The 25,477-nt window shown below is 59.4% G+C and carries 34 protein-coding genes and 1 tRNA gene; 13 read left to right on the forward strand and 22 right to left on the reverse strand.

Going from position 1 to position 25,477, the window contains the following annotated elements:
* Positions 1-151 precede the first annotated feature (151 nt).
* Genes OP10G_RS19280 through OP10G_RS19290 form a run of 3 tightly spaced genes read right to left on the reverse strand, consistent with a single transcriptional unit; the run spans position 152 to position 2,796 of the window.
* Entirely contained in the window at positions 152-901 is a 750-nt protein-coding gene (locus OP10G_RS19280; RefSeq protein ID WP_025228793.1) for a sugar phosphate isomerase/epimerase family protein, read from the reverse strand.
* Positions 902-1,966, reverse strand: coding sequence for a Gfo/Idh/MocA family protein (locus OP10G_RS19285; RefSeq protein ID WP_025228792.1), 1,065 nt, complete (start codon positions 1,964-1,966; stop codon positions 902-904).
* Positions 1,963-2,796, reverse strand: a complete 834-nt coding sequence (locus OP10G_RS19290; protein WP_025228791.1) for a sugar phosphate isomerase/epimerase family protein — start codon at positions 2,794-2,796, stop codon at positions 1,963-1,965. The genes OP10G_RS19285 and OP10G_RS19290 overlap by 4 nt, the downstream gene beginning before the upstream one ends.
* Positions 2,797-3,100: 304 nt before the next feature.
* Here OP10G_RS19290 and OP10G_RS19295 point away from each other — a divergent pair, with 304 nt between their 5' ends.
* Genes OP10G_RS19295 through OP10G_RS19305 form a run of 3 tightly spaced genes read left to right on the forward strand, consistent with a single transcriptional unit; the run spans position 3,101 to position 5,057 of the window.
* The gene (locus OP10G_RS19295) at positions 3,101-4,120 is read left to right on the forward strand and encodes a Gfo/Idh/MocA family protein (RefSeq protein WP_038473411.1); all 1,020 of its coding nucleotides are present in this window, start codon (positions 3,101-3,103) and stop codon (positions 4,118-4,120) included.
* A 17-nt stretch (positions 4,121-4,137) separates the two neighbouring features.
* Complete coding sequence (locus OP10G_RS19300) at positions 4,138-4,827, forward strand: VIT1/CCC1 transporter family protein (RefSeq protein WP_025228789.1); 690 nt, start codon at positions 4,138-4,140, stop codon at positions 4,825-4,827.
* A gap of 20 nt (positions 4,828-4,847) precedes the next feature.
* A complete protein-coding gene (locus OP10G_RS19305; protein ID WP_025228788.1) occupies positions 4,848-5,057 on the forward strand; it encodes a hypothetical protein in 210 nt (69 codons plus the stop codon).
* Positions 5,058-5,157: 100 nt separating this feature from the next.
* Here the strand turns inward: OP10G_RS19305 and OP10G_RS19310 are convergent, their stop codons facing one another.
* The 5 genes from OP10G_RS19310 to OP10G_RS19340 form a co-directional block, all read right to left on the reverse strand.
* A complete protein-coding gene (locus tag OP10G_RS19310) occupies positions 5,158-5,514 on the reverse strand; it encodes a YciI family protein (RefSeq protein WP_025228787.1) in 357 nt (118 codons plus the stop codon).
* A 341-nt stretch (positions 5,515-5,855) separates the two neighbouring features.
* Positions 5,856-6,263 carry a hypothetical protein gene (locus OP10G_RS19320; protein WP_025228785.1) on the reverse strand — a complete coding sequence of 136 codons (408 nt, stop codon included), beginning with the start codon at positions 6,261-6,263 and terminating at the stop codon, positions 5,856-5,858.
* A gap of 452 nt (positions 6,264-6,715) precedes the next feature.
* The gene (locus OP10G_RS19330; RefSeq protein WP_025228783.1) at positions 6,716-7,300 is read right to left on the reverse strand and encodes a hypothetical protein; all 585 of its coding nucleotides are present in this window, start codon (positions 7,298-7,300) and stop codon (positions 6,716-6,718) included.
* Positions 7,297-7,476: a hypothetical protein gene (locus OP10G_RS27520; protein WP_025228782.1), complete on the reverse strand. Its 180-nt coding sequence runs from the start codon at positions 7,474-7,476 to the stop codon at positions 7,297-7,299. The genes OP10G_RS19330 and OP10G_RS27520 overlap by 4 nt, the downstream gene beginning before the upstream one ends.
* Positions 7,477-7,512: 36 nt before the next feature.
* A tRNA-Leu gene (locus tag OP10G_RS19340) sits at positions 7,513-7,599 on the reverse strand.
* A gap of 65 nt (positions 7,600-7,664) precedes the next feature.
* Here OP10G_RS19340 and OP10G_RS19345 point away from each other — a divergent pair.
* Complete coding sequence (locus OP10G_RS19345) at positions 7,665-8,099, forward strand: cupin domain-containing protein (protein WP_025228781.1); 435 nt, start codon at positions 7,665-7,667, stop codon at positions 8,097-8,099.
* A gap of 80 nt (positions 8,100-8,179) precedes the next feature.
* Here the strand turns inward: OP10G_RS19345 and pyrE are convergent, their stop codons facing one another.
* From pyrE to OP10G_RS19370, 5 genes are read right to left on the reverse strand one after another with little or no spacing between them, the layout of a single operon-like run.
* Positions 8,180-8,758 carry an orotate phosphoribosyltransferase gene (pyrE, locus tag OP10G_RS19350; RefSeq protein WP_038473416.1) on the reverse strand — a complete coding sequence of 193 codons (579 nt, stop codon included), beginning with the start codon at positions 8,756-8,758 and terminating at the stop codon, positions 8,180-8,182.
* A gap of 12 nt (positions 8,759-8,770) precedes the next feature.
* Positions 8,771-9,124, reverse strand: coding sequence for a hypothetical protein (locus tag OP10G_RS19355; RefSeq protein WP_025228779.1), 354 nt, complete (start codon positions 9,122-9,124; stop codon positions 8,771-8,773).
* Positions 9,124-9,486, reverse strand: coding sequence for an aspartate 1-decarboxylase (locus OP10G_RS19360; RefSeq protein WP_052547851.1), 363 nt, complete (start codon positions 9,484-9,486; stop codon positions 9,124-9,126). Before OP10G_RS19360 ends, OP10G_RS19355 begins: the two co-directional genes overlap by 1 nt.
* On the reverse strand, positions 9,464-11,869 hold the full coding sequence (ccsA, locus tag OP10G_RS19365; protein ID WP_025228777.1) for a cytochrome c biogenesis protein CcsA: 2,406 nt from the start codon (positions 11,867-11,869) through the stop codon (positions 9,464-9,466). Before ccsA ends, OP10G_RS19360 begins: the two co-directional genes overlap by 23 nt.
* 9 nt (positions 11,870-11,878) lie before the next feature.
* On the reverse strand, positions 11,879-12,283 hold the full coding sequence (locus OP10G_RS19370) for a cytochrome c maturation protein CcmE domain-containing protein (RefSeq protein ID WP_025228776.1): 405 nt from the start codon (positions 12,281-12,283) through the stop codon (positions 11,879-11,881).
* A 98-nt stretch (positions 12,284-12,381) separates the two neighbouring features.
* Between OP10G_RS19370 and OP10G_RS19375 the strand changes: the two genes are divergently transcribed.
* The 5 genes from OP10G_RS19375 (at position 12,382) to OP10G_RS19395 (ending at position 15,477) form a co-directional block, all read left to right on the forward strand.
* On the forward strand, positions 12,382-13,017 hold the full coding sequence (locus OP10G_RS19375; RefSeq protein ID WP_144241255.1) for a hypothetical protein: 636 nt from the start codon (positions 12,382-12,384) through the stop codon (positions 13,015-13,017).
* On the forward strand, positions 13,017-13,766 hold the full coding sequence (locus OP10G_RS19380; protein ID WP_025228774.1) for a ribonuclease H-like domain-containing protein: 750 nt from the start codon (positions 13,017-13,019) through the stop codon (positions 13,764-13,766). The genes OP10G_RS19375 and OP10G_RS19380 overlap by 1 nt, the downstream gene beginning before the upstream one ends.
* Positions 13,767-13,805: 39 nt before the next feature.
* Positions 13,806-14,132, forward strand: a complete 327-nt coding sequence (locus OP10G_RS19385) for an ArsR/SmtB family transcription factor (RefSeq protein WP_025228773.1) — start codon at positions 13,806-13,808, stop codon at positions 14,130-14,132.
* Positions 14,116-15,024, forward strand: a complete 909-nt coding sequence (locus OP10G_RS27015) for an SRPBCC family protein (RefSeq protein WP_158409293.1) — start codon at positions 14,116-14,118, stop codon at positions 15,022-15,024. Before OP10G_RS19385 ends, OP10G_RS27015 begins: the two co-directional genes overlap by 17 nt.
* Positions 15,025-15,090: 66 nt before the next feature.
* Positions 15,091-15,477, forward strand: a complete 387-nt coding sequence (locus OP10G_RS19395; protein ID WP_025228772.1) for a BlaI/MecI/CopY family transcriptional regulator — start codon at positions 15,091-15,093, stop codon at positions 15,475-15,477.
* Between the two features lie 78 nt (positions 15,478-15,555).
* On the opposite strand, the gene OP10G_RS19400 is transcribed toward OP10G_RS19395, so the two are convergent.
* From OP10G_RS19400 to OP10G_RS19410, 3 genes are all read right to left on the reverse strand, one after another.
* Positions 15,556-15,870 (reverse strand): DUF5658 family protein, encoded by a 315-nt coding sequence (locus tag OP10G_RS19400; RefSeq protein ID WP_025228771.1) that lies wholly within the window; start codon positions 15,868-15,870, stop codon positions 15,556-15,558.
* 134 nt (positions 15,871-16,004) lie between these two features.
* Complete coding sequence (locus OP10G_RS19405) at positions 16,005-16,529, reverse strand: DUF6265 family protein (protein WP_038473420.1); 525 nt, start codon at positions 16,527-16,529, stop codon at positions 16,005-16,007.
* Between the two features lie 104 nt (positions 16,530-16,633).
* Positions 16,634-16,993: a YciI family protein gene (locus OP10G_RS19410; protein WP_038473423.1), complete on the reverse strand. Its 360-nt coding sequence runs from the start codon at positions 16,991-16,993 to the stop codon at positions 16,634-16,636.
* A gap of 34 nt (positions 16,994-17,027) precedes the next feature.
* Here OP10G_RS19410 and OP10G_RS19415 point away from each other — a divergent pair, with 34 nt between their 5' ends.
* From OP10G_RS19415 to OP10G_RS19425, 3 genes are all read left to right on the forward strand, one after another.
* Positions 17,028-17,237, forward strand: a complete 210-nt coding sequence (locus OP10G_RS19415) for a DUF1801 domain-containing protein (RefSeq protein WP_144241256.1) — start codon at positions 17,028-17,030, stop codon at positions 17,235-17,237.
* Between the two features lie 261 nt (positions 17,238-17,498).
* The gene (locus OP10G_RS19420; protein WP_025228768.1) at positions 17,499-19,082 is read left to right on the forward strand and encodes a hypothetical protein; all 1,584 of its coding nucleotides are present in this window, start codon (positions 17,499-17,501) and stop codon (positions 19,080-19,082) included.
* 5 nt (positions 19,083-19,087) lie between these two features.
* Positions 19,088-19,795, forward strand: a complete 708-nt coding sequence (locus OP10G_RS19425) for a chloramphenicol phosphotransferase CPT family protein (RefSeq protein ID WP_025228767.1) — start codon at positions 19,088-19,090, stop codon at positions 19,793-19,795.
* On the opposite strand, the gene OP10G_RS19430 is transcribed toward OP10G_RS19425, so the two are convergent.
* From OP10G_RS19430 to OP10G_RS27020, 5 genes are all read right to left on the reverse strand, one after another.
* Positions 19,792-20,685, reverse strand: a complete 894-nt coding sequence (locus OP10G_RS19430; protein WP_025228766.1) for a hypothetical protein — start codon at positions 20,683-20,685, stop codon at positions 19,792-19,794. The two genes, OP10G_RS19425 and OP10G_RS19430, sit on opposite strands and share 4 nt — an antisense overlap.
* A gap of 227 nt (positions 20,686-20,912) precedes the next feature.
* Complete coding sequence (locus OP10G_RS19435) at positions 20,913-21,611, reverse strand: aspartate/glutamate racemase family protein (RefSeq protein WP_025228765.1); 699 nt, start codon at positions 21,609-21,611, stop codon at positions 20,913-20,915.
* A gap of 143 nt (positions 21,612-21,754) precedes the next feature.
* The gene (locus OP10G_RS19440; protein WP_025228764.1) at positions 21,755-22,828 is read right to left on the reverse strand and encodes a hypothetical protein; all 1,074 of its coding nucleotides are present in this window, start codon (positions 22,826-22,828) and stop codon (positions 21,755-21,757) included.
* Positions 22,828-23,295, reverse strand: coding sequence for an AraC family transcriptional regulator (locus tag OP10G_RS19445; protein ID WP_158409294.1), 468 nt, complete (start codon positions 23,293-23,295; stop codon positions 22,828-22,830). The genes OP10G_RS19440 and OP10G_RS19445 overlap by 1 nt, the downstream gene beginning before the upstream one ends.
* Positions 23,296-23,514: 219 nt before the next feature.
* Positions 23,515-23,709: a hypothetical protein gene (locus OP10G_RS27020; RefSeq protein WP_038473426.1), complete on the reverse strand. Its 195-nt coding sequence runs from the start codon at positions 23,707-23,709 to the stop codon at positions 23,515-23,517.
* 59 nt (positions 23,710-23,768) lie between these two features.
* On the opposite strand from OP10G_RS27020, the gene OP10G_RS19455 reads away from it, so the two are divergent.
* On the forward strand, positions 23,769-24,248 hold the full coding sequence (locus OP10G_RS19455) for a DinB family protein (protein ID WP_158409295.1): 480 nt from the start codon (positions 23,769-23,771) through the stop codon (positions 24,246-24,248).
* A gap of 9 nt (positions 24,249-24,257) precedes the next feature.
* Here OP10G_RS19455 and OP10G_RS19460 read toward each other — a convergent pair whose 3' ends face one another.
* On the reverse strand, positions 24,258-25,466 hold the full coding sequence (locus OP10G_RS19460) for a S41 family peptidase (protein WP_025228761.1): 1,209 nt from the start codon (positions 25,464-25,466) through the stop codon (positions 24,258-24,260).
* Positions 25,467-25,477: the final 11 nt, after the last annotated feature.

Consider the following 25,477-nt stretch of genomic DNA (forward strand, 5'->3'; position numbering starts at 1 on the left):
TCCAGCCCGTGTGTCTCACGACCATCCTGGTCGTGTAAACGTAGCATCGGCTCCCAGCCGATGAACCCCCTCGACCATCCTTGGTCGCGTGAGAAGGCCAAGGGCAGGATGCCCTTGGGACTCACTGGCAAGATACCAGTGCCACGATCGCTTAACGGGCGAACAGGGCTTTCAAGCCATCCAGGGCGTGGCGTAAGGTTGCGACGTCGGCGCCAGGGAGCATGCATTCGAGGCTGACCCGGCTATCGTAGCCGAGTTCTCGAAGGCGGTCGACGAAGCCGTGGAGCATCGAATCGTCGGGCTGAGGCGCGAAGCGGGGAAGGTTCGCGATGTGGACGTGGGTGGGAGCGAATGGAATCTGCTCGGCCCAGTGCTGGGCGCTTGGGGCTCCAGCGCCGCCCTCGGCGGCCCATTCGAACAGGACATGGTAAGTATCGGCGGTATAGCCGACGCCGTGATCGCGAAGGATGCGGGCGAAGGTTCCCAGGTCGTTGCCGACATTGGTTTCGGTTCGATTGAGCGATTCCGGGGCGATCTTGATTCCGTACCGGCCGGCGATGGCGTTGACTTCGGCGGCGATCTTGGCAAATCGCTCGTCGTAGCCGCTTTCCGGCGCAAAGCGGGACGCGCCGCTTCCGATGACCATGACCTGGATGCCGATCTGGGATGCCCTTCCGATAACCTTCTCGGCGTACTCGAGGTACGGTGCAGAGCCCGAGTCGAACAAGCGAATCGACGATGGAAAAAAGAGGTTGCTCGCCTCGGCATGCGCGGCTCGGTAGGGCGCTGGATCGAACGGATCCAACGCGACGAAGCTGGTTGCGCCAACTTCGACGTAGTCAAATCCGGCGGCTAAAGCGTTGGCTGCGCCGGTGAACTCGCTGCAGATTCCATATTTCATTTACAAGACCACCTTTTCGCCACCCCGGCGGCTGCTTTCGTAGATGGAAAGTATCACTTTGAGAGGCTCGAGCGCCATCTCGCCCGTGATGTATGGGTCGCGGTCGTCGGCGACCGCCTGAGTGAAGTCCTCGAGTTGGAGGCGATGTTGTTCGCCCCATTGGTGACTGGGCCTCGCCTCTTCTTCGCTCGTCGCTTCGACTCCGGTGAGGTGAAGGTTGGGGGTGGGTTGCATCATTACGCCGCCGCCATATTGTCCTTGCTGGGCGGCAACCGGATCGACTTGCCACAGCTTCACTCGATCCCCTTCGAGAATCACGGAGCCGTGGACGCCGTGAACCTCCAGCCGCTCGGCGAGGCCGGGGTAACAGTTCGTGGAGGCGTGGATGAGGCCGATCGCGCCGGAGTGGTACTCCACCAAAGCGTAGGCGACGTCCTCGACCTCGATACTGTGCGCCATCGTCCGGCAAACCGCCTGCACCGACTTGATGCCGCCCATCACCCACTGCAGCATGTCGACATAGTGGACGCCCTGGTTCATCAGGCAGCCACCGCCGTCCAGGGCGTAGGTTCCACGCCAGTCGCCGGAATCGTAGTACGCCTGGGTCCGATACCACTTCACGTAGGCATCGCCCTGGAGGACCCGCCCAAGGTCGCCTCCGAGAGCGGCGTCGCGGAGACGGCGGATGTCGCGGGCGAACCGGTGCTGCGAAATGCAGGTGAACTTGACCCCGGCCTCCCGGCAGGAGCGAACCAGCCGGGTTGCGGCGTCTAAGGTCACATCGATCGGCTTTTCGACGACGACGTGCTTTCCGGCTTTCGCGGCCGCAATACCGACTTCCGCGTGAAGACCGCTCGGAACGCAAACAATCGCGGCGTCGATCTCTCCGAAGAGCTCGTCGAGCGTCTTTGCCGCCGGGACACCATAGCGTTCGCTTGCGGCGCAAGCGGCTGCAGAGTCGGTGTCGTAGACGGCGGCCAGGCGGGCGCCTTCGATCTCAAGAAGCGCGTCGCAATGCGTGGAATAAATTTTGCCGCAGCCGACGATGCCGTAGCGCAGACTCACGCGACTCCTCCGGCCCGTTGGAGCACGTTCCGCAGAGCGACGACGGCGGTCTCGAAGAGCTGGGCGCCGCTAAAACCGCCCATGGGTCCCGCCGCCTGGAGGTGCGGTTCTAAGGTCAGGTTGCCGTTCCAACCTTCGCCGATCAGATAGCGAAGAGTCTCTTCGATCTCGGCGTCTCCCTCGCCGGCGGGGACGATGGCCCGTTCGGCGGCTTTCGCATCCTTAATGTGGAGCGTGTCGAGGTGGGGCAGCAACCAAGGGAACCAGTCCTTCGGTCGATACCCGAGGAGAACGTCGTTGGCGAAATCGTACACCGCTTTGAAGTGACTGTCGCCGAGCTCGCCATACATCCGCTTGGCGTTCTCGGGGTAGGCGCCCCAGAAACGGGCGTCGTTTTCGTGGATCAGCACCACCTCTTGGTCCTTTGCGAGCTGCCTCTGTTCCTTCATCCATTCGATGACCTTGGGAGCGAGCTCATCCTCGCTCCCCTCCGGCACCTCGGGAGTGAAGATGCGGATCCGCTTGGTGTTGACTCGCTGAGCGACATAGCAAGCGCGCTTGAGTCGGTCGAATTCGCGTGCCTGGGCCATCACGTCGTACTTGACCTTGTTGACCGGCGAGCCGACACAAGAGATCTTGAGTCCGGCGTCGTGCACTTTGTCGAGGATTTTTTCCAGGTGGTCGAGGGTGAGATCGAGGACGTTGATGCCGTCGACACCTCGAAGGTCGAGTCCCGAGAGGCCGAGGCGAGACAGGGTTTCGACCTGTTCGTCGATGCTCGGACTTATTTCGTCAGCGAATCCAGTGAGGTTGAAGCGCGGCGACTCCATTCGAGGGACGTTACCCTGCTTGTGGGGAGTGAGGCGTTGAGGCGTTGAGGCGTTGAGGCGTTGAGGCGTTGAGGCGTTGAGGCGTTGAGGCGTTGAGGCGTTGAGGCGTTGAGGCGTTGAGGCGTTGAGGCGTTGAGGCGTTGAGGCGTTGAGGCGTTGCCAGCTTGCTGCTTTACCCTTTCCTTCACGCCCAGTGCCCAACGCCCTAACGCCGAGATCCGGTCTGCACCTCACGCCTTAATGCCAAGCAGTTTCGAGCGCGCCGAACGTTCTCATTGTCGAAAGGGCGGTAGGATTTTCAGCGATGAGGGGACTGCTTGTGGGGGCGGGGGGAATGGGGCGGGCTTGGGCTCGTAACCTGTCAGCGAATGGTGGGGTGACCCTTGCGGGTTGGGTGGATGTGCGGCCGGGGGCCGCTGAGGCGGCAGGGGGAGAACTTGGCCTAAACGTGGGCTATTACGGTGTGGACCTTGGGACCGCATTGAAGGAAGTTGCGCCAGATTTCCTGGTGGATGTGACTCCACCCGAGGTGCACCATGAGGTGACGTTAGCCGCCCTTGCCCACGGCGTGCCAGTAATCGGTGAGAAGCCGATGGCGGCGAGCATGGCTCAGGCCCGGAAGATGGTGGAAGCTTCCGAAACGGCAGGGAAGCTGTACATGGTCAGCCAGAGCCGACGGTACGACGGGCAGATTCGAGCTTATCGGAAACTCATTCGGGATCGCCTCGGTCCGTTGGGCATCCTTAACAGCGACTTTTACATCGGAGCCCATTTCGGCGGGTTTCGCGATGAGATGGAGCACGTTCTCTTGCTGGACATGGCGATCCATACTTTCGACGCGGCGCGATATATTTCTGGCGCCGATCCGGTGTCGGTGTACGCCGAGGAGTTCAACCCATCTTGGAGCTGGTACCAGGGAGCCGCCAGCGCGACCGCCTTGTTCGAGATGACCAACGGCCTCCGCTATACCTATCGAGGAAGCTGGTGCGCGGAGGGGCTGCCCAGCTCTTGGGAAGGGGACTGGCGAGCCGTCGGATCGAACGGTACCGCGGTTTGGATCGGTAACGAACAGCCGAGGGCAGCGATCGTCACCGAGCCGGGTGGGTTTCACTCGAAAACGGAACCGTTGGAAGTTATAAGCGAACCGGTGAGTAGCGGCATCGCCGGCTCGTTGAAGGAGTTTTTACACGCGCTCCAGACCGGGGAGACGCCGAACGGAGAGTGTCACGACAACATCAAGAGCCTCGCGATGGTATTCGGAGCCATCGAATCGGCCCGGCGGCGTGAGCGGGTGTCTATCTCAGAGGTGATGGAGACCATTTAGACGGCAGGGAATCAGGAATGCACGACCACAGCGAGGGGCACTTTACCGGAGGAGAAACGGTTCGGGACATCGTCATTGGAATGGCCGATGGCCTCACGGTACCGTTTGCTTTGGCCGCGGGTTTGGCGGGGGCGATCGCGTCGAGCCGTTTGGTCCTTACTGCGGGAGGAGCGGAAATCGCGGCGGGCTCGATCGCGATGGGTCTCGGCGGGTTTCTTGCCGCTCGTGGCGACGCCGAGCATTACCGGGCGGAGAGGGCTCGCGAGCAGCGTGAAGTCGTTGAGGTCCCAGACCGAGAGAGGAAGGAAGTAAGCGATCTGCTGGTCGAATACGGCCTCGATCCGATCGACGCCGAGAAAGCGGCAATGGCTCTCAGCAAGAACGAAGAGAAGTGGATCGACTTCATGATGCGCTTCGAACTTGGGCTGGAAGAGCCCGATCCGAGGCGAGCCCTCCGTAGCGGCCTGACGATCGCCGGGGCGTATGTCGTCGGTGGCATCGTCCCGCTGGTTCCTTACTTTTTTATTCCTCACGCCACTAGCGCTCTGCCTTGGTCGGCGGGCGTTACGATGGCCGCGTTGTTGGTCTTTGGCTTGCTCAAAGGGCGGGCGGCAGGGATCTCGCCGGTGCAGAGCGCGGTTCAGACGGTGATCGTCGGCGGGCTGGCCGCGGCTGCCGCGTTCGCGCTGGCGCGGGCTTTTTCCTAGGTTGGCGGCATACTGAACCTATGCCCGGTCAACCGATAGATGAAGCGATCGGCGACTTGCTAAAGTCGCTCAACAAGGGGCAGTACTTGCTGCTTTGCTCGGCGATTCAGCAGCTGGGCGGCGAACTCCGCATCGATCCCGCTGCGTTTTCGAGGATGCTCGTCGCGGAAAATCCGAAGATGAGCGTCAGCGCATCCGACGGCCCGATTGTGCTTCGTCTCGTTGGGTAAGTCGGCGACGACCAACGACTGGTCGGACAGCCAGCCTGCTCAAGGAGATTCCGGCCGGGAATCGGCCGGAATTGAGGTCGCCAGGAGTACGAATCGCAGCCTACTGGATCGGTCGGACTTCGATTCCGAAGCCGTACTCCTCTCCGAAAAGAGCGGCGGGGTGGAGGGAGGCGATTTCCACCGCTTCGTCGATGTTTTCCGCCTCGACGATGAAGAAGCTGCCGAGCTGCTCCTTAGTTTCGATGAACGGCCCATCGGTGACGCTGGGTTGGCCGCGTCGGGGGCGGATGGTTTTTGCGAGCCGCGGGCTTTGCAGACCTTCCTCGGCGACGACCTTGCCGGTGGCCCTAAAGGGGACGCATTGAGCGAAGCACTTGCTCAAGACGGCGGATTTCTCCGCCTCGGGAACGCGGTCAAAGGTGTCGATGTCGAGGTAACCAAGGCACAAGAATTGCATTTTGTTTCTCCTAATTCTCTGGCTCCCGCAACTCGATCCCGTCGCGGAGGCCTCGCGTGCGGCCCCGGACCGGGGGCCGCATCCGCTTGTTAGTCGCTGGGCCTACTCAACGATTCGACCTTCGTTCAAAAAATCGACGTTTCTCCCGGAGCATCAAGGCCAAGTATTTCCGGACTTCCAGGTCGCATCGACGCGGCCACGCGTATCGGCTCCCTTCAACGCGATGGCGATGCTCCACGCAACCAACTCGCGCACATCCGGGCGAGCCACTAGGTGGCCAATGGGGTTTCGTCTCGGATACACCGCAACGGACTAAGCCGCCCGGTTTGAACGGAGGCTACTCAAATCGAATTAGGATCCGCGCCTAGCAGACCGACTTTTATGCCGGCTTGACTTAGCCGCGCCGTCGCCTTGCCGCTGAGCATAAGCAGCGCGATGAGCGACACGCATGGAATGAACATGAGAATCGTGTACAGAACCGGTGACAGTGCCAGTGCCTTCGCGAGCCTAATGACCGACATGATCATGAATACAAGCACGGCCAAGATCGCAATTAGAACCAGTATCGCAAGCGACGGCATCTTGGCGGCGGTAACTACACCGTTTAGAATCGCGACACCAATCTGGCCTAGGACGCAGAGCAAAATCTGCCTCTGAGAGGCGGCAACCTCCCTGAGAACTTGCCGATCGTTGGCGAGATTCTGTCGCGGATAGTTGCTCGGCTCTGAACCAGGGGGAGGCGTTTGCATCTTGACCCCTATGCTACACCGTTTAGCGAGACCGGGCAATTCCTGGGGCTACGCTTTAACAAACTTGTGCGTCGTAACCAGACGCTGCCTGTTTTCAATGATCTCCGAAAGCTGGGTTAACATTCGTCTGTGGCCAACAAGACCAGAGCTTGTTGTTCCCTCCGTTCCTCGGGTTGCCTGCGAATGATCGACAAGGTCGAGCGCTTCTTGAACCCCCATAGATCCGCGTGAGCGTTAGATCCAGCATGGCCAATACGAGCAGACCGACGCATCCGATCCCGCCGAAGGCAATGGTACGAGCCATCGAGTCATAAAGCCCGACAAGAGCCAGAATGCAGACGATGACGAGGATCACGAGGGAAAGCCCCGACTTTTTAAGAATAAGGCCAACTTTCGCCTTGGCGTAAGACCCGCGATCGATTGAAAACGAAGAGGTCTTTACGGCGGGTTGGCTAGTCAATTTTTACCGCCTGAGAACGAGCCTCGGCCAACAAGCTGTAAACGCCAAAGAATTCCGCCCACCGGTGTAAGTAGACGTGATCCAGTTGACCTTCCTGTAGTTCCAGCACTTGAACGATGTCGTTCCATTGTTTGTCACTTACCCGATTTCCAAGGACAAACCACCGCAACTTGGTGAGGACAATGTCCTCGGGCGACGTGAATGGGAAAAGCCTATTTGGTGCCAACTCGTACTGCCGGGCGCGCTTAAACAATTCCGTCACATATTCATTTGCTTCGAGAACGAACAGATCGATTTTGAAGGTTTCTTCGAAGTGCAGGATTTGAAATGACCGAAATTCCTCCCGCGACTCGAGCGCTTCGCGCATTTGCTCTTGCGAGCCCATGAAGTCATTTCGTGTCGCCTCGTGTAGACGGGGGACGTCATCGGCATCGATCAGAACAGCTAAGTCCAAGTCGTAGGTTTGCCGAGGCTGGCCCCAAGCGCTGCTTGCAAAACTCCCCCCCACGACAAATTGGATGCTCAAGCTCTGCAGGAGCTCTAAAAATTCGATAACGAGAGAAGGGGCCGGGATCACAGGAATCTTATCTGCTTCCGAACGGCTTGCCGAGTCTGATCGGGAAACATTTGGCGGCTTTGATCCACCAGTTCGAAGGTCTTCTGGATCCGCCATTCGGGAGATTTGGCGCGGAGCAGCCTGATGCGCATCTTATGAACCTCGATGTTTGTGTCGAGCAAGTCCGTTCGCTGCATAGGAGGCAGATTACCTATCGTCTCAAAAGAGAAGAGTGGTGCCCAGGAAAGGACTCGAACCTTCACGTCCTTGCGGACACTGGCACCTGAAGCCAGCGCGTCTACCAATTTCACCACCTGGGCGGGCGGTTCGAAAGAGTACCCGGAAGGGGTCGATAATTCAAGACTCCACGTCGTTATACTGGGGTATGGCTACTGTTGGAACAGATCGCGTCCACGTCGTTCGGAACTCGGATACCTACGAAGGGAAGCAGGGGTTAACCTACTTCACCGGCATCTCCAAGGAGAGCACGGGATCGAAAGGGGTGTGCCTGCACGCCCTCAACATCCCACCCAGCGGACGAGCGAACGCTCACTACCACGACGGACACGAGAGCGCCATCTACATGCTGTCGGGGCATGCGGAGCAGCTCTGGGGAGATCAGCTCGAGAATCACGACGAGATCTTCCCCGGCGACTACGTCTACATCCCGTCCGGCGTTCCGCATGTGGTGATGAACGCGAGCTCCACCGAGCCGATCATGGCCGTGATCGCGCGGACCGACCCAAACGAGCAGGAAAGCGTCGTGCTCACCCCCGAGCTAGAAGCCCGCGTTGACGAGTTTCTGAAGAACCGAAAGTAGTCCGGCGGTGGCACGGGCGGCCCGCCCGTGTGTCTCAGGGGCGGCTCGCCCCTGATAAGAAAGCTTCCCCTTGAAGGTCTTCATCGGCTGGGAGCCGATGCTACGCGGGTGCCTGGTTTCGTAACGGGGATCTCTGCGAGCCAGTCGGGGATGTCGTCTGGGGCGTAGGATTGGGCTTCCACCTTGTAAGCGCCGTACAGTGGAGCCCCGAACTCGACCCCCGGCTGGCTCCGGTCAATCAGGACTCCGAACCCGACGACCTCGCCCCCTGCCGTCTCGATCGCCTGCCGGCTTTCGAGCAGAGAAGTTCCGGTCGTCAGCACGTCGTCCACGACTAACACTCTCTGCCCAGGAGGCAAGGTCTTGTTGCGGCGCAACGTCTTCACCCCGTTTTCCGACTCAACGTAGATGGAAGGAAGGCCGAGCTGCCGGGCGACCTCGAACGCGATGATGATGCCGCCAGTCGTCGGTCCCGCCACCGCCTCGATGTTTGCGCCGCGATATTGGGCGGCAATCTCCGTGCAAAGCGCGCTCAGGACATGGGGCTGTTCAAGGATGCGGAACTTCTCGAAATAGATCTCGGAGTGGCGGCCGGAGGTTAGGAGGAAGTGGCCGCGCAAGATGGCGCCCGAGTCTTCGAGAAGCTGTCCAAGGTCCATAAGTTGGATAGTTTACGCTTTGAACTGGCAGATGACTTCAATAGCGCCCACGATGTGGCCGTTGAATTCTTCTAGCTCTTCGGCTGGAACCCAGAGTTCGCGGTGCCGGGACGCGCCTACAACTTGGACCTCGTACCTGTCCACGAACGGCCTAGCGACTTGGAATCGGGTGACATAGCCGACGTGCCCAGAAGCCGCGTCCCGGGTGTTCCAGTCGCGGGCGATTTGCTCGGCGTAAGCCTGGTCTAGCACTGGGTAGAAGATCGGCTGGATCGGCAGTCGCGGTGGGAAGGTCTGAAAGCCGGTCGCCTCGATCAGGTCGAGCTCTGCTTGGCCGACCGGCCGAAACAAGGTAAGGGTCTCCATCACCCGACCACGCTGAACGGGGTCATGTCGCGCACGACTCGGTTCTCCTCATCCAGTAACACGATCTTGGGCAGGATCGGCGCATCGGAAAGATCGAACGCGGCGATGATCACCCGGTCGCCGGTTTGGAAGAAATGCGCGGCGCCGCCGTTCAGGCCAACCACACCCGGAGGACCGGCGAAGGCGTAGGTCTGAATCCGAGATTCGTGGTCCACCGCCCAAACGTGCACGAGCTCGCCGTCCTGGATTCCGACCCGATCCATGAGATCCGCTCCGATTTCAATGCTGCCCACATATTCGGGGTTTGCGTAGGTGACTCGGGCGTGGTGAAGTTTGGCTTTAAGCAACTGCGACAGTCGCATCGGGGATACTTGGCTCCTCTATTTCGGTCGGCGTCTCGGTAACGACGTCTTGAATCTTTCTACGCCGGCGCAGGAAGGCGGACAGGAAGCCGCCTACAAAAATCATCCCCGCACCCAGCCAAACCAGCCCGGTGAGCGGTTTCGTGAAGATCTCGATCGGATACAGAGCGGTCGAGAAGTACACCTGAAGCGCCACCGACTTATCCTTGGCGTCCATCTGCATCAGCGCCACGCGAAAGTCGCGGGTGGCCAAGGGAAGGTTTGGACCGTTAGCGACGCTGAATTGCGGGGTGACGTTCGCCACCTTTCCATCCGCGATAAATAAGATGTCGGCGCCGAACACCGCCGAAGGCGTCCCCGGCTGCCCCGTCATCTTCATCCCGCGGTACGTAATCGTAATATCCTTCTCGGTCTTGGTTTCCCCGGGTTTGAACCAGATCGGCTTTTCCCAAACCGTCACGATCGGCGCGCCCATGCTCAGATAGAAATCGTGGGCTGCGTAGCGCCGGATGAACGGCCAGACCATCGGTTTTCCCTCGCCTCCGTCCATCGCCCGCTGAAAGTACAGCCCAGGCGTGGCGGTAAAGGTTTCGCCGCCGGGGGCGGTGACGGTGAAAGCGATCTTTCCGTCGCGGTCCTCCGGGCTCTTGGCGATACGATCTTTGTAGGCGACGGTGTAGCCGAACGCTCCGTCCGGGGTTCCGTCCCGTACGAAGAGCGGCTTGGTGTTGGTCTGCTCCAATCCTCGCGAAACGATCAATCCCGCGAAAAGCACCGCGATGCCGAGGTGGGTAAAGAAGCCGCCGAGGGAGCTCTTGCTCCGCTTCATCGTCTCCACGATCCGCCAGAGGTTGCCCACGAACGCGAAGCAGCAGGTCAGGAGCAGAATCGCGACCCAAGGAAGGGTCGCCATCCTCAAGCCGAACGGCATCGTCACGGTTGACGCGGATGCCGCGCGCACGCCCCACTCCGGGAAGCGCAACGCCAGCAAGATCGCGCCTGTTAAAGCGACTGATGCGCTGAAGACATTGGTGAGGCGGCGCAGGATCTCCCGTCCGCCCAACGGGCGCCAGCTTACAAAGGGGGTGACGGCGATGCCGATCATGACCGGGATGAAGAACCAGACCACCACCATGTGGTAGAGCGCTTCTTCCACCGCCGCCACTTGCCGGTGGCTGAGCGCCATGATCAGCGGCCAGCTCATTCCCATTGCGAGAACGAAGGCGAGCAGGCTTAGAAACAGGATCCCCGTTCCATACAGCCCTTCGCGTCCGATTCCCGGCTGCGCGGGAATCTCGGCGTTCGCGGCCCGCCCCAGCTTGGCTCCTCGGAATGCGTAAAGGGCAAAGAAGCCGAAGAACACCAGAGAAAGGAAGATCTCCAGAATCTTGAGCGCCGACTTGTCCATCTCGGCGAAGGAGTGGACGCTGACGTTCTCCAGGAATCCTGACCGGGTGAGGAACGTGCCGTAGACGAAAGCGATGAACGGTATCGCCCCGAGAACCAAGTTCATCCCATGCCAGCGCTTGCGCGAGACCTGAACCATGATCCCATGGACGAAAGTGACCAGGAAGAGCCAGGGAACGAAGCTGGCGTTCTCCACCGGGTCCCACTTCCAGAATCCGCCCCAGCCCAGCGTCTCGTACGCCCAGAAACCGCCCATGCAGATTCCCAGGCCCAGAATCCCGGTGGCGACGAGCGACCATGGCCGCACTCGAGATACCCAGTCCCGAACGTCGCCCGTCACGATCGCCGCCACCGCGTACGCAAAGAGCACGGTGAGCGCGCCAAACCCCATGAAGATCGTCGGCGGGTGGATCACCACCCAATAGTTCATCAGGGAAGGCGCCAGCCCCTGGCCCGTGGGCGGAACCACGACCTTACCGTTCGAGATCAACTGCGGAATGATCTTAAAGGGGGTCTCATAGGCAAGAATGCCGCAGAGGGTGCCGAGGAAAGTGGAATAGACGGTGAGATAGGCAGACCGGTAGTGACCCGTCCCCCTCAGAGCCAAGAGCCCAAAGATGGCCGACGTGGTCGCCCATAGGAGGAAACTTCCTTGCTGGCCGGACCAAACCCCCGCGATCTTGTATTGGAGCGCGGTATGGACGTCTCCGTGGTTGAAGACGTAGTCGTACTCGAACTGGTTGTTGACGAAGAGGGAAGTGAGGCAGCCGACCGCTCCAAAGAGAGACACCGCCCCCAGATAGAAGCCGATCGTCGCGAAAACCTTGAATCGGTCAGACCGTGCACTCAGGCCCGAAAGGATCGCCGATAGGGCGAAGAAAACGAGACCGGCGATGACGAGACCTTTGCCCAGGGGGCCGACGAAGAGCGACCAGGCGGGGGCGGTGGGGAAGCCGGCGAGAGGGTCTTGGTTCAAAACGAAGCGTTACCTACATCTATCGCTGGGCGACGGCGCCCGGACTCTTTTTCCTTCGTACTTGGAAGGGCACTTGAGGAGCAGCTCTTTGGAGACGAATTCCGATCCTTGCATTCCGCCGATGGCGACGACCTGGGTCGCTTCTCCCATGTTGGCGGGACGCTCACCGAGATGGCGTACGGTTACAGTTGCCCCCTCGGGGTCTTTCAGCAAGAAAGTAAGCGAGCCGCCTTGCTTAAAATCGGTGTGGAACGAGTTCTTAACGAGATCGCCCATCAAGTGGAGCCGGTCTCCGCTGCTGGTTTTTGCCTGCGCGATCGTTACGTACGGACTCGCGCTACGCAGGAAGGCGGCGACCACGCCAGTTATGGCGAGCCCCGCTACAATGGCCGTAACGATGGGACCTGTCTTCATCGTGACTATTCAAAAGGATACCGGACGTTGCGGTTCCTACGTTTGGGAACGCCATAACCGTGTCAGCCGTTATGGTTGGATCGGATAGACTCATGAAGATGCGCTCGAATCGCACCGTTTTATTTGGAATGGCAACGCTCGGCACTGCCGCCCTGCTGCTGACGTCCGCTCGGATTGCCGGAGCGCAGGGAGGCGGCTTCCGGGTTGCGACCCCGCCCTCGGGAAAGACGGCGGCCCCGCCGGTAGCGCCGACTTCGGAAGCGGAGGCGAAAGCGAGCACGCTTTACGGCCACCTTAACATCATGACCAACGTGGGGAGCTTCAAGCTGCTCGGTTCGGACGCGGTGCCCGTGACTGGCGCGCTGACGATGTCATTCTCAGGAACCGTTCTCATTAGCGATCCGGACCCCAAGACGAAGGTGACTCTCTCCAGCGGCGTCCGCAAGGATTACGAGACGAAGGATAAGACCAAGCAGGTCTATTTCGGCACCGGTACGATCTCGTGCGTGGGCCGGGTTCGGGCCATCCAGTTCTTCGGACGCGATATGAAGGGACGGTTCGACGGTATCGCGATTATCCGCCTCTACGGCGAATTCGATAAGAAACTGGACACCGGCTTCTATTGGTTCGACGGTCAGACCGATCGGATGCCGTGGGGTACCGGCGGTAACAACTTTGCCATCCCGAATCCTTCGATGGAACGGCCGAAGGTTCGCGTTAAGATCGGCGGCTAGTGCTCGAGCGGACTTTTCTTCACATCCCTGGTGTCGGGGCGACCACAGAGCGGTCGCTTTGGCAGCAGGGATGTGAGAATTGGGACCATCTCTTAGCGGATGCCGACCGGTTCACATACGGCGCGGTCGAGCGTGACGTGATGTACGAGGTCATAAGGCGCAGCCGTTCGGCCCTCTCAGAAGGCCGGGCGGCGTTTTTTCGCTACGGACTGGGAATGCGGGAGTCGTGGCGGGCGTTCCCCGAGTTTCGGCACCGATGCGTCTACCTCGACATTGAAACCGACGGCGGCCAGACGGGAGCGTCGATCACGACCATCGGTTTGTACGATGGGTCGGAATACACCTGCCTGGTGAAAGGGAAGGATCTTGACCGTTTTCCTGAGATCATCTCCCGGTATGGCTATATCGTCACCTTCTTCGGGGCGGGGTTCGACATTCCGATGATCCAGAAGCGGTTCAAAGGGCTCATGTTAGATCAGCTCCATCTGGATCTTTGCCCGACGTTGCGGCGGCTTGGTTATCGGGGCGGATTGAAGAAGATCGAGCGGCAACTCGGCATCGCGCGAGGGGCCGATACCGATGGTCTCGATGGATTGGATGCGATTCGCCTGTGGCGTCGGTACACGACCCTTGGCGATGATGGAGCTCTCGACACGTTGGTCGCCTACAACCGCGAAGACGTCGTCAACATGGAACGTCTCGCGGAGATCGCGTATGACGGCTTACGGACACAGACCCTTCTCGCCTGAAGAATATATGCAACCAAATGGTTGCGTATAATCAAGGGTGTGGATGCGGTATTTCGAGCGTTGGCCGATTCAACTCGGCGTGAATTGCTCGATCGACTCTACCGGGAAGGCGGACTGACTCTAGGAAAGCTCTGCGAAGGGATGGAGATGTCGAGGCAGGCGGTCAGCAAGCATTTGGCGATCCTGAAGCAGGCAAACCTTGTGGTGGTTCTCCCGCACGGAAGGGAGCGGCGACATTATTTGAACCCGGTACCGATCTACGAAATCTTCGAGCGGTGGATCGGCAAATACGACCGGTCGCGGTTGGAAGCGCTCAGCGATCTACGGCGCGCTTTAGAAGGGGACAGTGATGAACGAAAGGTTTGAATTCGTGTATGTAACGTACATCAAGACCACGCCGGAAGCACTCTGGCAGGCCCTGACCCACGCGGAATTCTCAGAGAGCTACTGGTTTGGGCTCCGCGTGGAAGTCGGATCGAAGGTCGGCGATCGCTTCGAAACCCGAAATCAGGACGGCACTGTTTGGGACGAGGGGGAAGTGCTCGTCTACGATCGGCCGAGCCGCCTCTCCTACAGCTTCGAGCCTAGTGGGGAGCCGCCGAGCCGAGTGGATTTTCTGCTCGAGCCGTTCGGCGAAGTCGTTCGATTGACCTTGACCCACCGCTTTACGGAAAGAACGAAAACATTCGATGAGATCGGGATCGGTTGGCCCCCCATCCTCAGCGGTTTGAAGAGCCTCCTGGAGGCGAATTCGACGCTCGGGACAGTCCCGCTTCCCATCGAGGGGCCAAGACACGACATTTCTGGGAGAGAGCGGATCTTCGTTACCTATATCAAGGCTCCCGCCGAGCGGATATGGCAGGCGCTTACCGACGGCGAGTTTACGAAGCAGTACATGTTCGGCCGACGTGCCGAGTCGGATCTGAAGCCGGGTTCGAAATTCAACTATTGGTTCGACGATGGCCACGGGCTCGATGTGACCGGCGATATTTTGGAGATCGACGCGCCCCACCGGTTGGTGATGACCTGGCAAGTGGTCTCTGCGGAAGAATTCCGCAATCTCCCGCCCTCCCGAGTGACTTACGAAATCGATTCCTTTGTCGATTTTTGCCGGCTTACCGTGGTGGAGCAGGTACCCGACGAGATTCCGGAGAAGTATCTGGAAGGGGGCAAGAAGGGATGGCCGGTGATCCTTAGCGGGCTCAAGAGCCTGTTGGAGACGGGGCAGCCATTGCCCGCGATCGACATGAAGGGTTAGAAAATCGTCAGATCCCTCTAATCGCGGCGGGATAGGCACGTGCTACAACCGTAGTCAGGTGATGCGTTGAAAAAGCCGCTGGGGGATCACGAGCTGGATCTTTTGCGGTTCGTGGCCGACCACGAACCGTGTACCGTACGGCAGGTCTCCGATTCCTACGGCGCCGCAGCCGGGCTCGCCCGTACGACGGTCCTCACCGTCATGGAACGTTTGCGGGGAAAGGGTTACTTGGTTCGTAGCAACGGCGAAGGTGCGTTTCTGTACCGCGCCGCGGAGTCGAAAGGAGAGGTGATGAGGGATGTCGTCGGCCAGTTCGTGCGGCGAACTCTCGGCGGCTCGGTCTCTCCGTTCGTTGCCTTTTTAGCGGAAAGCGATCAGCTTTCGGATGAGGAGATCCAGCAGCTCCGCGATTTGATCAAGCGGTTCGAAGCGGAAAATCCGTCGCTGGTTTAGGCTGCCTTTGGCGTGTTCTCCTCCCGGTTGGGGTAGGGATGCGAGCCGGGTTCGGCGCCGGGGACCGGCACGCCTGGGTTATTGCGGCATGTGCATTCGGATCTGGAGGAGGTGGGAGATGTAGAGGCAGGCGTAGAGCGCGGCGGCGGCCCAGGTGCCGATTTCGGCCGACATCGGGCGTTTTGTACGGGCGTACTCGAGGATAGCAATAGGGATCAGCACGTACACGAATTTCGCCGCCACGAGGGCCAGGCTGCCGAACTTTGCGACATACGCGAAAAGCGGGTTGCCTTCCATTCCGCCGATATTCAGCCACATCAGAGTAGTTACCAGGTCAAATGTGGCGATCGTAAGAAGCACCGTCGTGCTGAGGTGGGGCTTCTGGCGAAACATTGTTACCATTATATCCGAGAGTGGCGAAGTCGCCTTCTGGATCTATATATAGACTCCTCTCCAATTTCCGGCGACGCTCATGGATGCATGTTGCGGCGTGGCGCCGAAGGTTGTCGGGGAGCTCTCATAGCGACCTAACTTCTGTGACGTCGAAACTTAAGCTCGAACTGGCTTGGAACGCCATCTTTGACTGACTCCACGGCGACGTGCAGGCGGCCGCCGGGGCTGGTGACGTGGAGGGCGTGGGGTTGAGCCCCTTCGAACTGGTTGACGAAGTCGGCGGAGCCTTTCGACTTGGCGACGAGTACCATAACGGCCGGCTTCTCGCCGGCGGGATTCAACTCGGGTGTCAAGCCGCGGAGTCGCATCTTTACCTTCTTTCCGTCTTGTTGAAGGTTGAGGGCGGAGATGGAGGCTAACTTGCCGTCGACGATAAGCCGGAAAATGCCGACCATCGAACCGCCTTTGGCGGGCAGCCAAAGCTCCTCGTATTCGTTCCCGGGTCCGTCGCTCTTCCAGTCGCCGGCAAGCCACGCGAATTCCGAAAGATCGGCGTCGATCGCCCGTTCCGATTCCTTTGAGATGGGGCGGGAATCGGGGACTTGCGAGCAGAGCATCAAGGTAGCTGCAATCACAGATCCGAGAAAATACGACAGCATGTTCGCGGTTTTACCTCCTTCGTTTGCCAGTGAACGGGCGAGTTAGACTGGGGTGCTGGGATCACCCGGGGGAATTGATTGGCGACGGATCGGTTTGCGAGCGCCTACTCGTACGATTCACACGGTCGGACCTCGACGGCGAAGCCGAGATTTTCGCCGACGTTCGCCGCCGCGTGCTTTGAAGCGGTGGACATGGCGATTTCGGGTGTTTCGGCGTCGACGACGAAGAACGCGCCGACCTGGAGGTTGCTCTTGACGTACGGCCCTTCGGCGAGTTGCGGCTTACCGCCCCTAGGGACGAAGTAGCTCCACGATTCAGCGAGCGAAGCGTGCACGATTACCTTTCCCGTGGCTTTCAGCGCCTCGTCGTGGGGCTGGCAAGCCGGACCGATCGCCTCGGCTTCGGCTTGGCTGATGCGGGTGAGGGCGTCGGTGTCGTAGTAACAGAGGCAGAGATATTTCATCGCGCTCCCCTGATTATTACCAGAGAGCTAGTAGATGAGATTGGCGCCGAAATCCGGAATGCCGCCTGCCTTAACCTCGGCCTCATTTTTCCCCGGCCACACCGTCGCTGATTTCACCGAGGAGCTAAAGGGGTACAAAACGGCGAAGGGAACCGTTCAATTTCCTCACGACAAGCCGCTGCCGGAACCGTTGGTGAGGGCGATGGTACGGGCTCGGATGAACGAAAATTTGGCGAGCGGATAAGATTGTGGTTGCGGGACTACCTACCATCGTTAGGGTGATATCGCCACTTACAGGGTTCGTACGGCTTGATGGCCATCCGCTTCAGGATCTGCGCTTGGACGCACCTTCGATCGTCAGACGCGTGAATCCGTGAGAAATCCGATGCAGCGCTAGGTAGCATTTCCGGGAATGCTCAGCAGGCGCGATCTCCTCAAAAATGCCGGACACACATGCCTGGCGGCCGGCTCCGCTCCTCTCATTAGTGGCCTCTTGAAAACAGATATGGTCCGCGATTCGCACTCTATCCGGTGCATCAACGTCGTCAACTTCATTCGGGGTGTCGAGCCACGGTTTGCGACCGATTTGCTGCTGCCGGTGCGAAAGCAGATGGAGCTGATCCTCGAACATCGGCTGCCCGCGACCTGGCTCTTGCAATTCGACGCGCTTGTCGCCGGACCTTTCGTGGGCTTTCTGAAGGGGCACATGGCGAAAGACCATGAGGTCGGTTTCTGGTTCGAAATGAACGAGATGCTGTGCAAAGCGGCCGAGGTCGAGTGGCGAGGCCGGCCTGGGTTTGAATGGGACCACCTTCCACCGGTCGCGTTCACGATCGGCTACACGCCCGAGGAGAGGATTAAGCTTGCCGACACTGCCATGCAGCATTTCAAGTCGATTTGGGGCCGGTATCCAAGCTCGGTGGCGAGTTGGAATCTCGACTCGATTACGATCGCGCACCTGACGGAGCGGTACGGCGTGGATGCTTACGCCGTTTGCCGCGATCAGATCGCGACCGACGGCTTCACGATTTGGGGAGCGCCGATCGCCGGATACTATCCGAGCAAGACGAACTGTTGGAGCCCGGCGCTGGATCGCAAAAACCAGATCGACGCTCCGATCTTTCGGATGCTCGGGCAGGACCCGGTCTATTACTACGACACGGAGTTCAAGCTGCCTAGCGGCCGGGTTATCCGCGAGCCGGACACGATGGAGCCAACCTGGACCTCCGGCCAATCGCCGGAGTTCGTGAAGAACTTCCTCCACATGATCTCGGACGAGCCGACTCTGAAGTTCGCCTACGCTCAGCTCGGTCAGGAAAACAGCTTTCCGTGGGAAGGGACGGCCGAGGGTTATCCGATGCAAATGAAAGCCCTGGCGCATCTCCGGGACGCCGGCTCCGTCCATGTGGAAACGATGGGAGAATCCGGGCGGCGCTTCAAGCGCTCGTTCCGAACCACGCCGCCGCAGGCGCAGGTGATGCTGAACGATCCTTTCGGAAATACCGATCCAGCCGAAAAATCGATTTGGTACCAAAGCCGGTTCTATCGGGCCGACCTGCATATCAAAGGTGACCTTGCGTTTCTGCGCGATTTGACCGTTTACAGCGACCGCAATCCGCAGCCATTCCTGAACAAGGCGACGCGACTGAACGATGTCGAGCAGAGGATGCCGGCGATCCTCGACGGATTTCATTGGCGAAAGGGCGGGGAAAAGCCGGGCGCGGGTGGATTCCTCGAGTTAGACGGCCAACGAATGCGGATGGCGGGTGAGCCACGGGTGAGGGAAGAGGGGGGCACGCTGACGGTCGACCTTCCGATGCAAGGTGGGACTAGCGTGAACGTAAGATTCGAAGAGCGGCAGATCACGATCCATCATTCGGCACGGGGAGGGAAGTTCGGCGTCGTTTTCGAATGGGATCCATCGAAGAGCGCTTTTGTCGGCGTCGAGGGGAAAAGGGCCAAATACCGTCATGACCCGTTCGAGTACTCCGTGGAGATAAGGCAGGGGACCGCGAGCGCGAGTCCGGAAGGGTGGACGGTGCTGGAAGAACAGGGCAGCGTCGCACTGCATATGGCTCAAGCGGATTAGGGCACGTGGAAAACTCGGCTCGCCCTGGTTGGATCGTGATCCTGAACGGAGCGCCCCGGTCGGGCAAGTCCAGCATCGTCAGGGCTATTCAAGATTCATCCGACGTGGTTTGGATGAACCTCGGGGTCGACGTCTTCGTTCGGGAAGTGACTCCGGAACGATTCAGACCGGGAATCGGCCTTCGACCCGGTGGCGAACGGCCGGACCTCGAGCCTTACCTTCCGCCGATGTTCGCAGCGTTGTACGACTCGATCGCGGCGCACAGCCGGCAGGGGCTGAATGTGGTGGTCGACGTGGGGCATCACGATTCATATTCCCGGCCCTTGGGAATGCTCTCGCGCTGCGCCGAAAGGGTGCGCGGCTTGCCGGTGTTATTCGTTGGCGTCCGGTGCCCGATCGAGGTGATCATGCAGCGCCGAAACGACGGGCAAGATGGTCGAGAGTATCTGCGAGGCTCGGAGGTCGACCCGCCGTTGCCGGTCAGGTGCTGGCAGGAGGCGGTCCATGTTCCGGGGATTTACGACCTCGAGGTGGATACGTCGGTGGCTAGTCCCGAGGAATGCGCGGAGCGGATTCTAAAGCGGATACAAGAAGGACTGTCTCCGGACGCTTTTTGGAGAGCTGGTGAGGCGCTATCCAGCAAAAACTTGCCGGATAACGAAGACGCGCGCCCCTGCCGCACGGAATGCGGCAGGGGTCTGAGGATGAATTAGCCGCCGGTCAGCGACGTCGGAGTAAAGGTGGGGTTCACGTAAGGTCCCGGGTTGCTTTGGTTCCATTTCGCGTAGTAGCGCGTTTGGAAGCCGTCCAAGACTTGCACTGAGGCGGTTGTGCCCGAATAGTGGATCTCGGCAAGGAATACTTGCAGATAGGTGGTCGGATTGGGAGTCAGCGTCTTGTTCTGAGGGAGCTCGATCGGTGACTTCGAGATTAGCCCGAGGTACTTATCGAACCACACCGGGAAATTAGGATTGGACGGTCCTCCTCGAGTGTCCCACTTGCTTGTGTAAAGCGATTGGTCTTCGCTTTCCGTCCAATAGAACGGTAGTCCGTCCGGCGGAACGCCGAGCCATGCCGCGTTCTTCTCCCAGATCGGCTTGAAGTTGTCGCCCACGTAGAGCGGTCCGGGAATGAGGCGGACGATCCAACGCAGGTTTGCCACCGGTACGGTGTGGGTGCCGGCGATTCCTTGGAGACGCGGGTTGGGCGGATCGACCATCGGGGAAGGGTAGGCGTACGTGTATCGAGAGACGATATATTCGCCGGCCCAGTCGTAATTCCCGGGGAGCGTTGCCGCCTGGCGTCGATCGAGGGTGATCGTTCCCGAGGTGGCTGGTCCGGTTCCAAAGCTCCAACCCAAATAGGAGAAGTCCTGGGCAAGTTGGGCGGCCACGCTGTTCGCTTCGGGGCCGAATGCTTGCAGGTAAGTGACGCCCGGGGGGCCGAAAATGCTAGTGCTTATGGGGATGGACTGAACGTGCCAATGGAAATTGTTCGAGGTTAAGGGACCGTAGTATTCGATGTACTTTTCGTACAGGAGGGCGGGTCGTCCCACCGCGCTCATTCCGACTACGAGGGGTAAAAGCAAGAGCTTGTATTTCATAGCACTTGACTTTACGACATAAAATGTCGAAGGTTGTATTAAATATTGTTGAATTTATTCGAGAACTTTTTTCGAAAAAACCACGTCATTGTCAATTTTTCGATTTTAGAGCCGGGAGGAGCGTCTACCGTCTTGTGTATGTTTTCTGATTCGAGAGTCGGATCTCGTGCCGAGGCGCAATTTGAGTCGGTGAATTCGTAACGACACGAGGACGAGGTTAGGGGCGCTCAGCGTTCGGCGGCAATCGCTCGCCGCACCGCGGCCTGAGCGAGCAGGCAGGTGGAATCGAGGGTGGGTAGAGGGGAGTTCGTGTCGTCGACGATCAACGGGATCTCCGTGCATCCAAGAATCACCGCGTCGGCCCCCTGGTCCCTGAACTTTTGGATCACCTGCTGAAACCGGGCGACCGAAGAAGGCTCGAAGTGACCCCGCACGAGCTCCTCCATGATGACCCGGCTGGTCTCGATCCGGTCCTCGATGGAAGGTCGTAAGTAGCTTATATCTCGGGCGGCAAGGCGTTCCGGATAGACCTCGCTCTCCACCAGCCACTTTGTCCCCATCAGCCCAACCCGCCGAAAACCGCGCCTTTGAGCGCTTTCGGCGACCACCTCGGCGATGTGGAGCCAGGGCAATGGTGACCGCGACTCCATATAGGAAAATGCTTGGTGGATCGTGTTGTCCGGGCAGATCAGGAAGTCGGCCCCGCAAGCGGTCAGCTTTCTCGCCGACGCGAGCATCAGCTCGCCGACGGCGGCCCAATCGCCTTGATCGAAGCATCGAACGTAGTCGACAAATGGGGGTGTATGCACCGAGACTTCCGGGTGCCGATACCGCCCCATGAGCCGCTCGCCCTCGGTGCACACCGTTCGATAGCACAGTGCGGCGCCTTCTGTGGAACACGCGACGATACCGATGTGTTGAGCCATTGAGCCGATTATGGGAAGGTAGTATCGTCTGGCGTCGACGTCGTCTAAAGTGCAGGCTCGACTTACTGCATGTCGGTCAGATGGCCCGGTTAGCCGATCGAGAGGTTCGGGAGATGTGGGTCCGAATCCCACCGTCGTCGCACTTAACCAATTACCGCGCGGACCTCTTCCTTATCCTTTTTGTTAACCCGCCAGATGAAGGCGTCGAGGACGTAGTGAGTGATCTGCGGCATCGTCAGCAGAGGGACGAGCAGCATAAGAGCAGTGGCCGAGGCGACGACGTGGAAGGACCCGAAAATGTCGGCATGTTCGCGCCAGACGAAACGGTCCCAAATCCCTTCTTCGAAATAGGCGAACGCAAACAAGGCGGCTAAATACAGCGGCACGTACTTGAGCTGGAAGAACCGGAGGAACCGATTCTCAGCGTACTTCTGGTTCGTTCGCTTTCGGTACTGGTAGATCCAGATGAGGGCGATATACGGAACGCCGTGAGCGACGATATTGATGAGCGTAAAGGTGAGGTCGCCGTTAAAGAGAATAATTCCGGTTCCCCAAGCGGCGGCCGTCGCGAACAGAAGAAGGCACTTGCCGACGTTTAACTCCCCGGTTTGCTTCCAACGATACGCCTCCTTAATGACAAATGCGGCCAAGAGAGCGATGTAGATGGCACGGAAAACAAGGTCGGGCCAGATCGTCGGAATACGGTAGACCTCGAAGTCGCTAAACCACTGAAAATTGCGTGGGTAGGTGTGCCAGTAGATGAGCGGATAGACCGTCGTCATGTAGATCGCCATCTGGTCGATCCGGTAGCTCAGGTCTCCACGCGGTTCGTTGCGACGGTACAGCATGAAGAATCCGTACTGCTGCCGCACGAAGTGGTAGATCGCGAAGTAGGCGACCGCCGTCCAGAAAAGCGTTGGGCCCCACAAGGCGTAGATAACCACCCCGCCCAACCAGCTCACGAGGGGTACGACCAGGTAGAGCTTGCGGCGACGCTGAAACTCCTCGCGGTCGAAATAGGTGCGGAAGAGGGAACTGTAGACGTGGGCGACGTCGATCCCCAAGACCAATAAGATCCACAGCCATGGCGGAGTATCGCCGATGGAGGCCAGCTTGCTCCCCCAGATCAGTACGATCGTCGTAATCAGAACCGGCGGACCGATGATGGCGCCGAAGTCGAATTTTTGGGAGTAGATCCAGGGGGTCGCGATTCGCATCAACGTAGGGGCATGTAGAGCTCCGTAATGAGCTGCTCGGGCGGCGTGTCGCTCGCATCGTTTACGTAAACCTCGAAGGCCGGGTTATCGCTGATCTTTCGCCGCAAAGTTCCCTCCACGTATCGAGTCAGGTCTGACCAAACCGGCGCCAAATCTTCGTACGGGCCGACAAAACGCGTGGTTGCGTACTCGCCGCCGGCAATGTCGTCCACCTCTAAGGGCAACCCTCCCGAGTTTCCGATTTGAAATCCTGCTGGCACTTCCACGCATGCCGCGGAACGTAATTTCGAAGCCGGAACGAAATCGGGGTTATCCCAGTAGATGCCGATGGTGCGCAGGGCGGAAACCCGCTGAGCGGTGACCCATTCCCAGAGCCGGTCGAACTCACCACCCAACTCATCGTATGGTCCGCGATGCCTGATCAGGACGACGTGGATCGGCGCAAGCTGAATAACCTGAACGTTCATGGCATTCATGCTAACCCACATCGGGCGGCAAGCGATGGCGGTTGCTAAAGGCTAACGCGGGATCTGATCTCTGCGCCCCCATGGTGGCTCCGGCTTGTTGTTCGGCGCCGGCCGACATCAGTTCAAAGTAGCGGATGGGGATTCGGTTCGCCTGGCGATATCCAAGAGCGGGTCGGCGGTCGCCGATCAACACCTGCTGGGACGAAACTGATCGTGGGTCTACGGGGTCGATCGCTTCGACTTAGCCTTGGCGATCACCGCGAGGGCTAGCAGACCGAGCCAGATTCCCGTGACGACGCCTCGGGAAAAGTCGGAGACGTCGGTATGCCCGCGTAAGAGGAACGTCGACGCCGAGACGATTACCAAAATGAGTAGGAATGGGCGAGGAAACCTCGCCAAAGGCTGTGGAACCACGGTTGAAATCTTACCCGGACCTCTTTTCTTCACATCGAAGCGACGAAACTAAGGAAGAAATGGTGACGATCCACGACCATCTAAAAGCGAGGTTTGCCTTTACGAGGCAAGACCTGGAACAAGTGCTCGGAAGGCTAAAGGATTCCGATCTCCCATGGGCGCCTCGGGAAGGCATGCCGACCATCGCCGATCTGTTGCTGGAGATCGCCAACAAGGAGAAGGAGACCCTGGTATGGGTCCAGAAAGGGGTCTGGCCGGACGAAGACCCCGACGCCTTCGATACTCAGTCGGCGACCCTGCATAAGATCCGGTCCACGTTCGGATTGCTGAGAACGGCAACGTATGCCTACATCGACTCGCTGAGTGAGGCAGAGCTCGAGGAGTCGGTTCACAGTCCGGAGAGGTGGTGGGAGGCGATGAGGCAGACCGAGTGCCCCCTAAGCGAAGTCCTCCGAAATATCGCCGTCCACGAGTGGTACCACACGGCGCAACTCGTCACCTACCTTTGGCTTCGGGGCGACGATCCTAAACATTGGTAGCTCCGCCGCCTATTCGGGAGACAAACCTCGACGATTCTTTGTCAGAAGACGTTTGGCCTCGAACCACCAGACGTCGTCGTTTCCACGGGGTATGACGCGGACCGGGGGAATCCACTCGTGCCTCGGGAGGCCGTTGATGTGAAAGACCTGCTCGGTTGGGAACGCCACCGGGATGCCGGACTGCGGGAGGATAAATCGATCGACGGCGCCGCGAAGGCCGGCCATTTGGGTGCCGACGACGGTCGCTCGATGCATCGCGTCGAAACCGATTGCGATCCCTTCTCCCATGCTGCTGGTCCACCTTCCGACCAAGACGACCATCTTGGCGGTTACTGGAGTCTTCAGCCGGGGAGTCGCGTATTCGACCCAGTCGCGGACGGTGCCGGTGCTGCGCTCTTCCACACGGTGCCGCTGAAACGGCATCCGATGTGAAATGTACAGCCCCATGATCCCGCGGGCGACGTCCGAGTTGCCCCCGCTCGGAGTGTTGCGCAGGTCGAGGACGATCCTCTTGGCCGCTCGCATTTGGGGAGTCGTAGCGTCGAAGGCTCTAATCAGATCGTCGTTGCCAAGGCTGTTCTCGATCCGAATGTAAAGAATCCCACCTTCACGGTGCTCGACCGTCAAGACGGGCATCGTCTCATCTTTGGCCGCGGTCGGTAGTGTGAGGGTGCGGCTTTGACCTCTACATCGTAAGCCTAAGATACGATTGGCGTTCCATCGGCCGGCTAACGCCGAGTTAAGCGCCCAATCCCAGGCTCGGCGATCCGGACGGCGAATTCCCAGCCACTTTCGGCACTCCTCCCGGACGGAATTGCGATTGATCGAAGTGATTTCTTCACCGGCTTTCACTCCCGCTCTCGCGGCCAAAGACTCCGTCTTGACTTGGTCGACGATTGCCTTATCGCCTTCCCAATGCCCCACGACGTCGGTTCCGCTCGGGACGAGCCGAGGCGACGCATCGTCATTGGTGCCAAGGGAGGCATGGAAGTCATGGAGCTCGGCGACGACCTGTTCGAGCGCCCGCAGGAGAGCCGGTCGACCGCTCACCGAAGCAAATTTGGGGGCGTAGGCCTTGCGGAGTGCCTCGACGTCGATCCCGTCATCGCGGACGTATGCTCCGTAATCCCGCCACGAGTCGATGAGAAAATTGAGATCTTGGCGATGGTCTTCGGCGGGCGCGAGACAGGAAGCGAGCGCGAAAACAACCGTAACCATATTGAGCGATT

It is taken from the genome of Fimbriimonas ginsengisoli Gsoil 348, assembly GCF_000724625.1.
In the GTDB taxonomy this organism is placed as follows: domain Bacteria; phylum Armatimonadota; class Fimbriimonadia; order Fimbriimonadales; family Fimbriimonadaceae; genus Fimbriimonas; species Fimbriimonas ginsengisoli.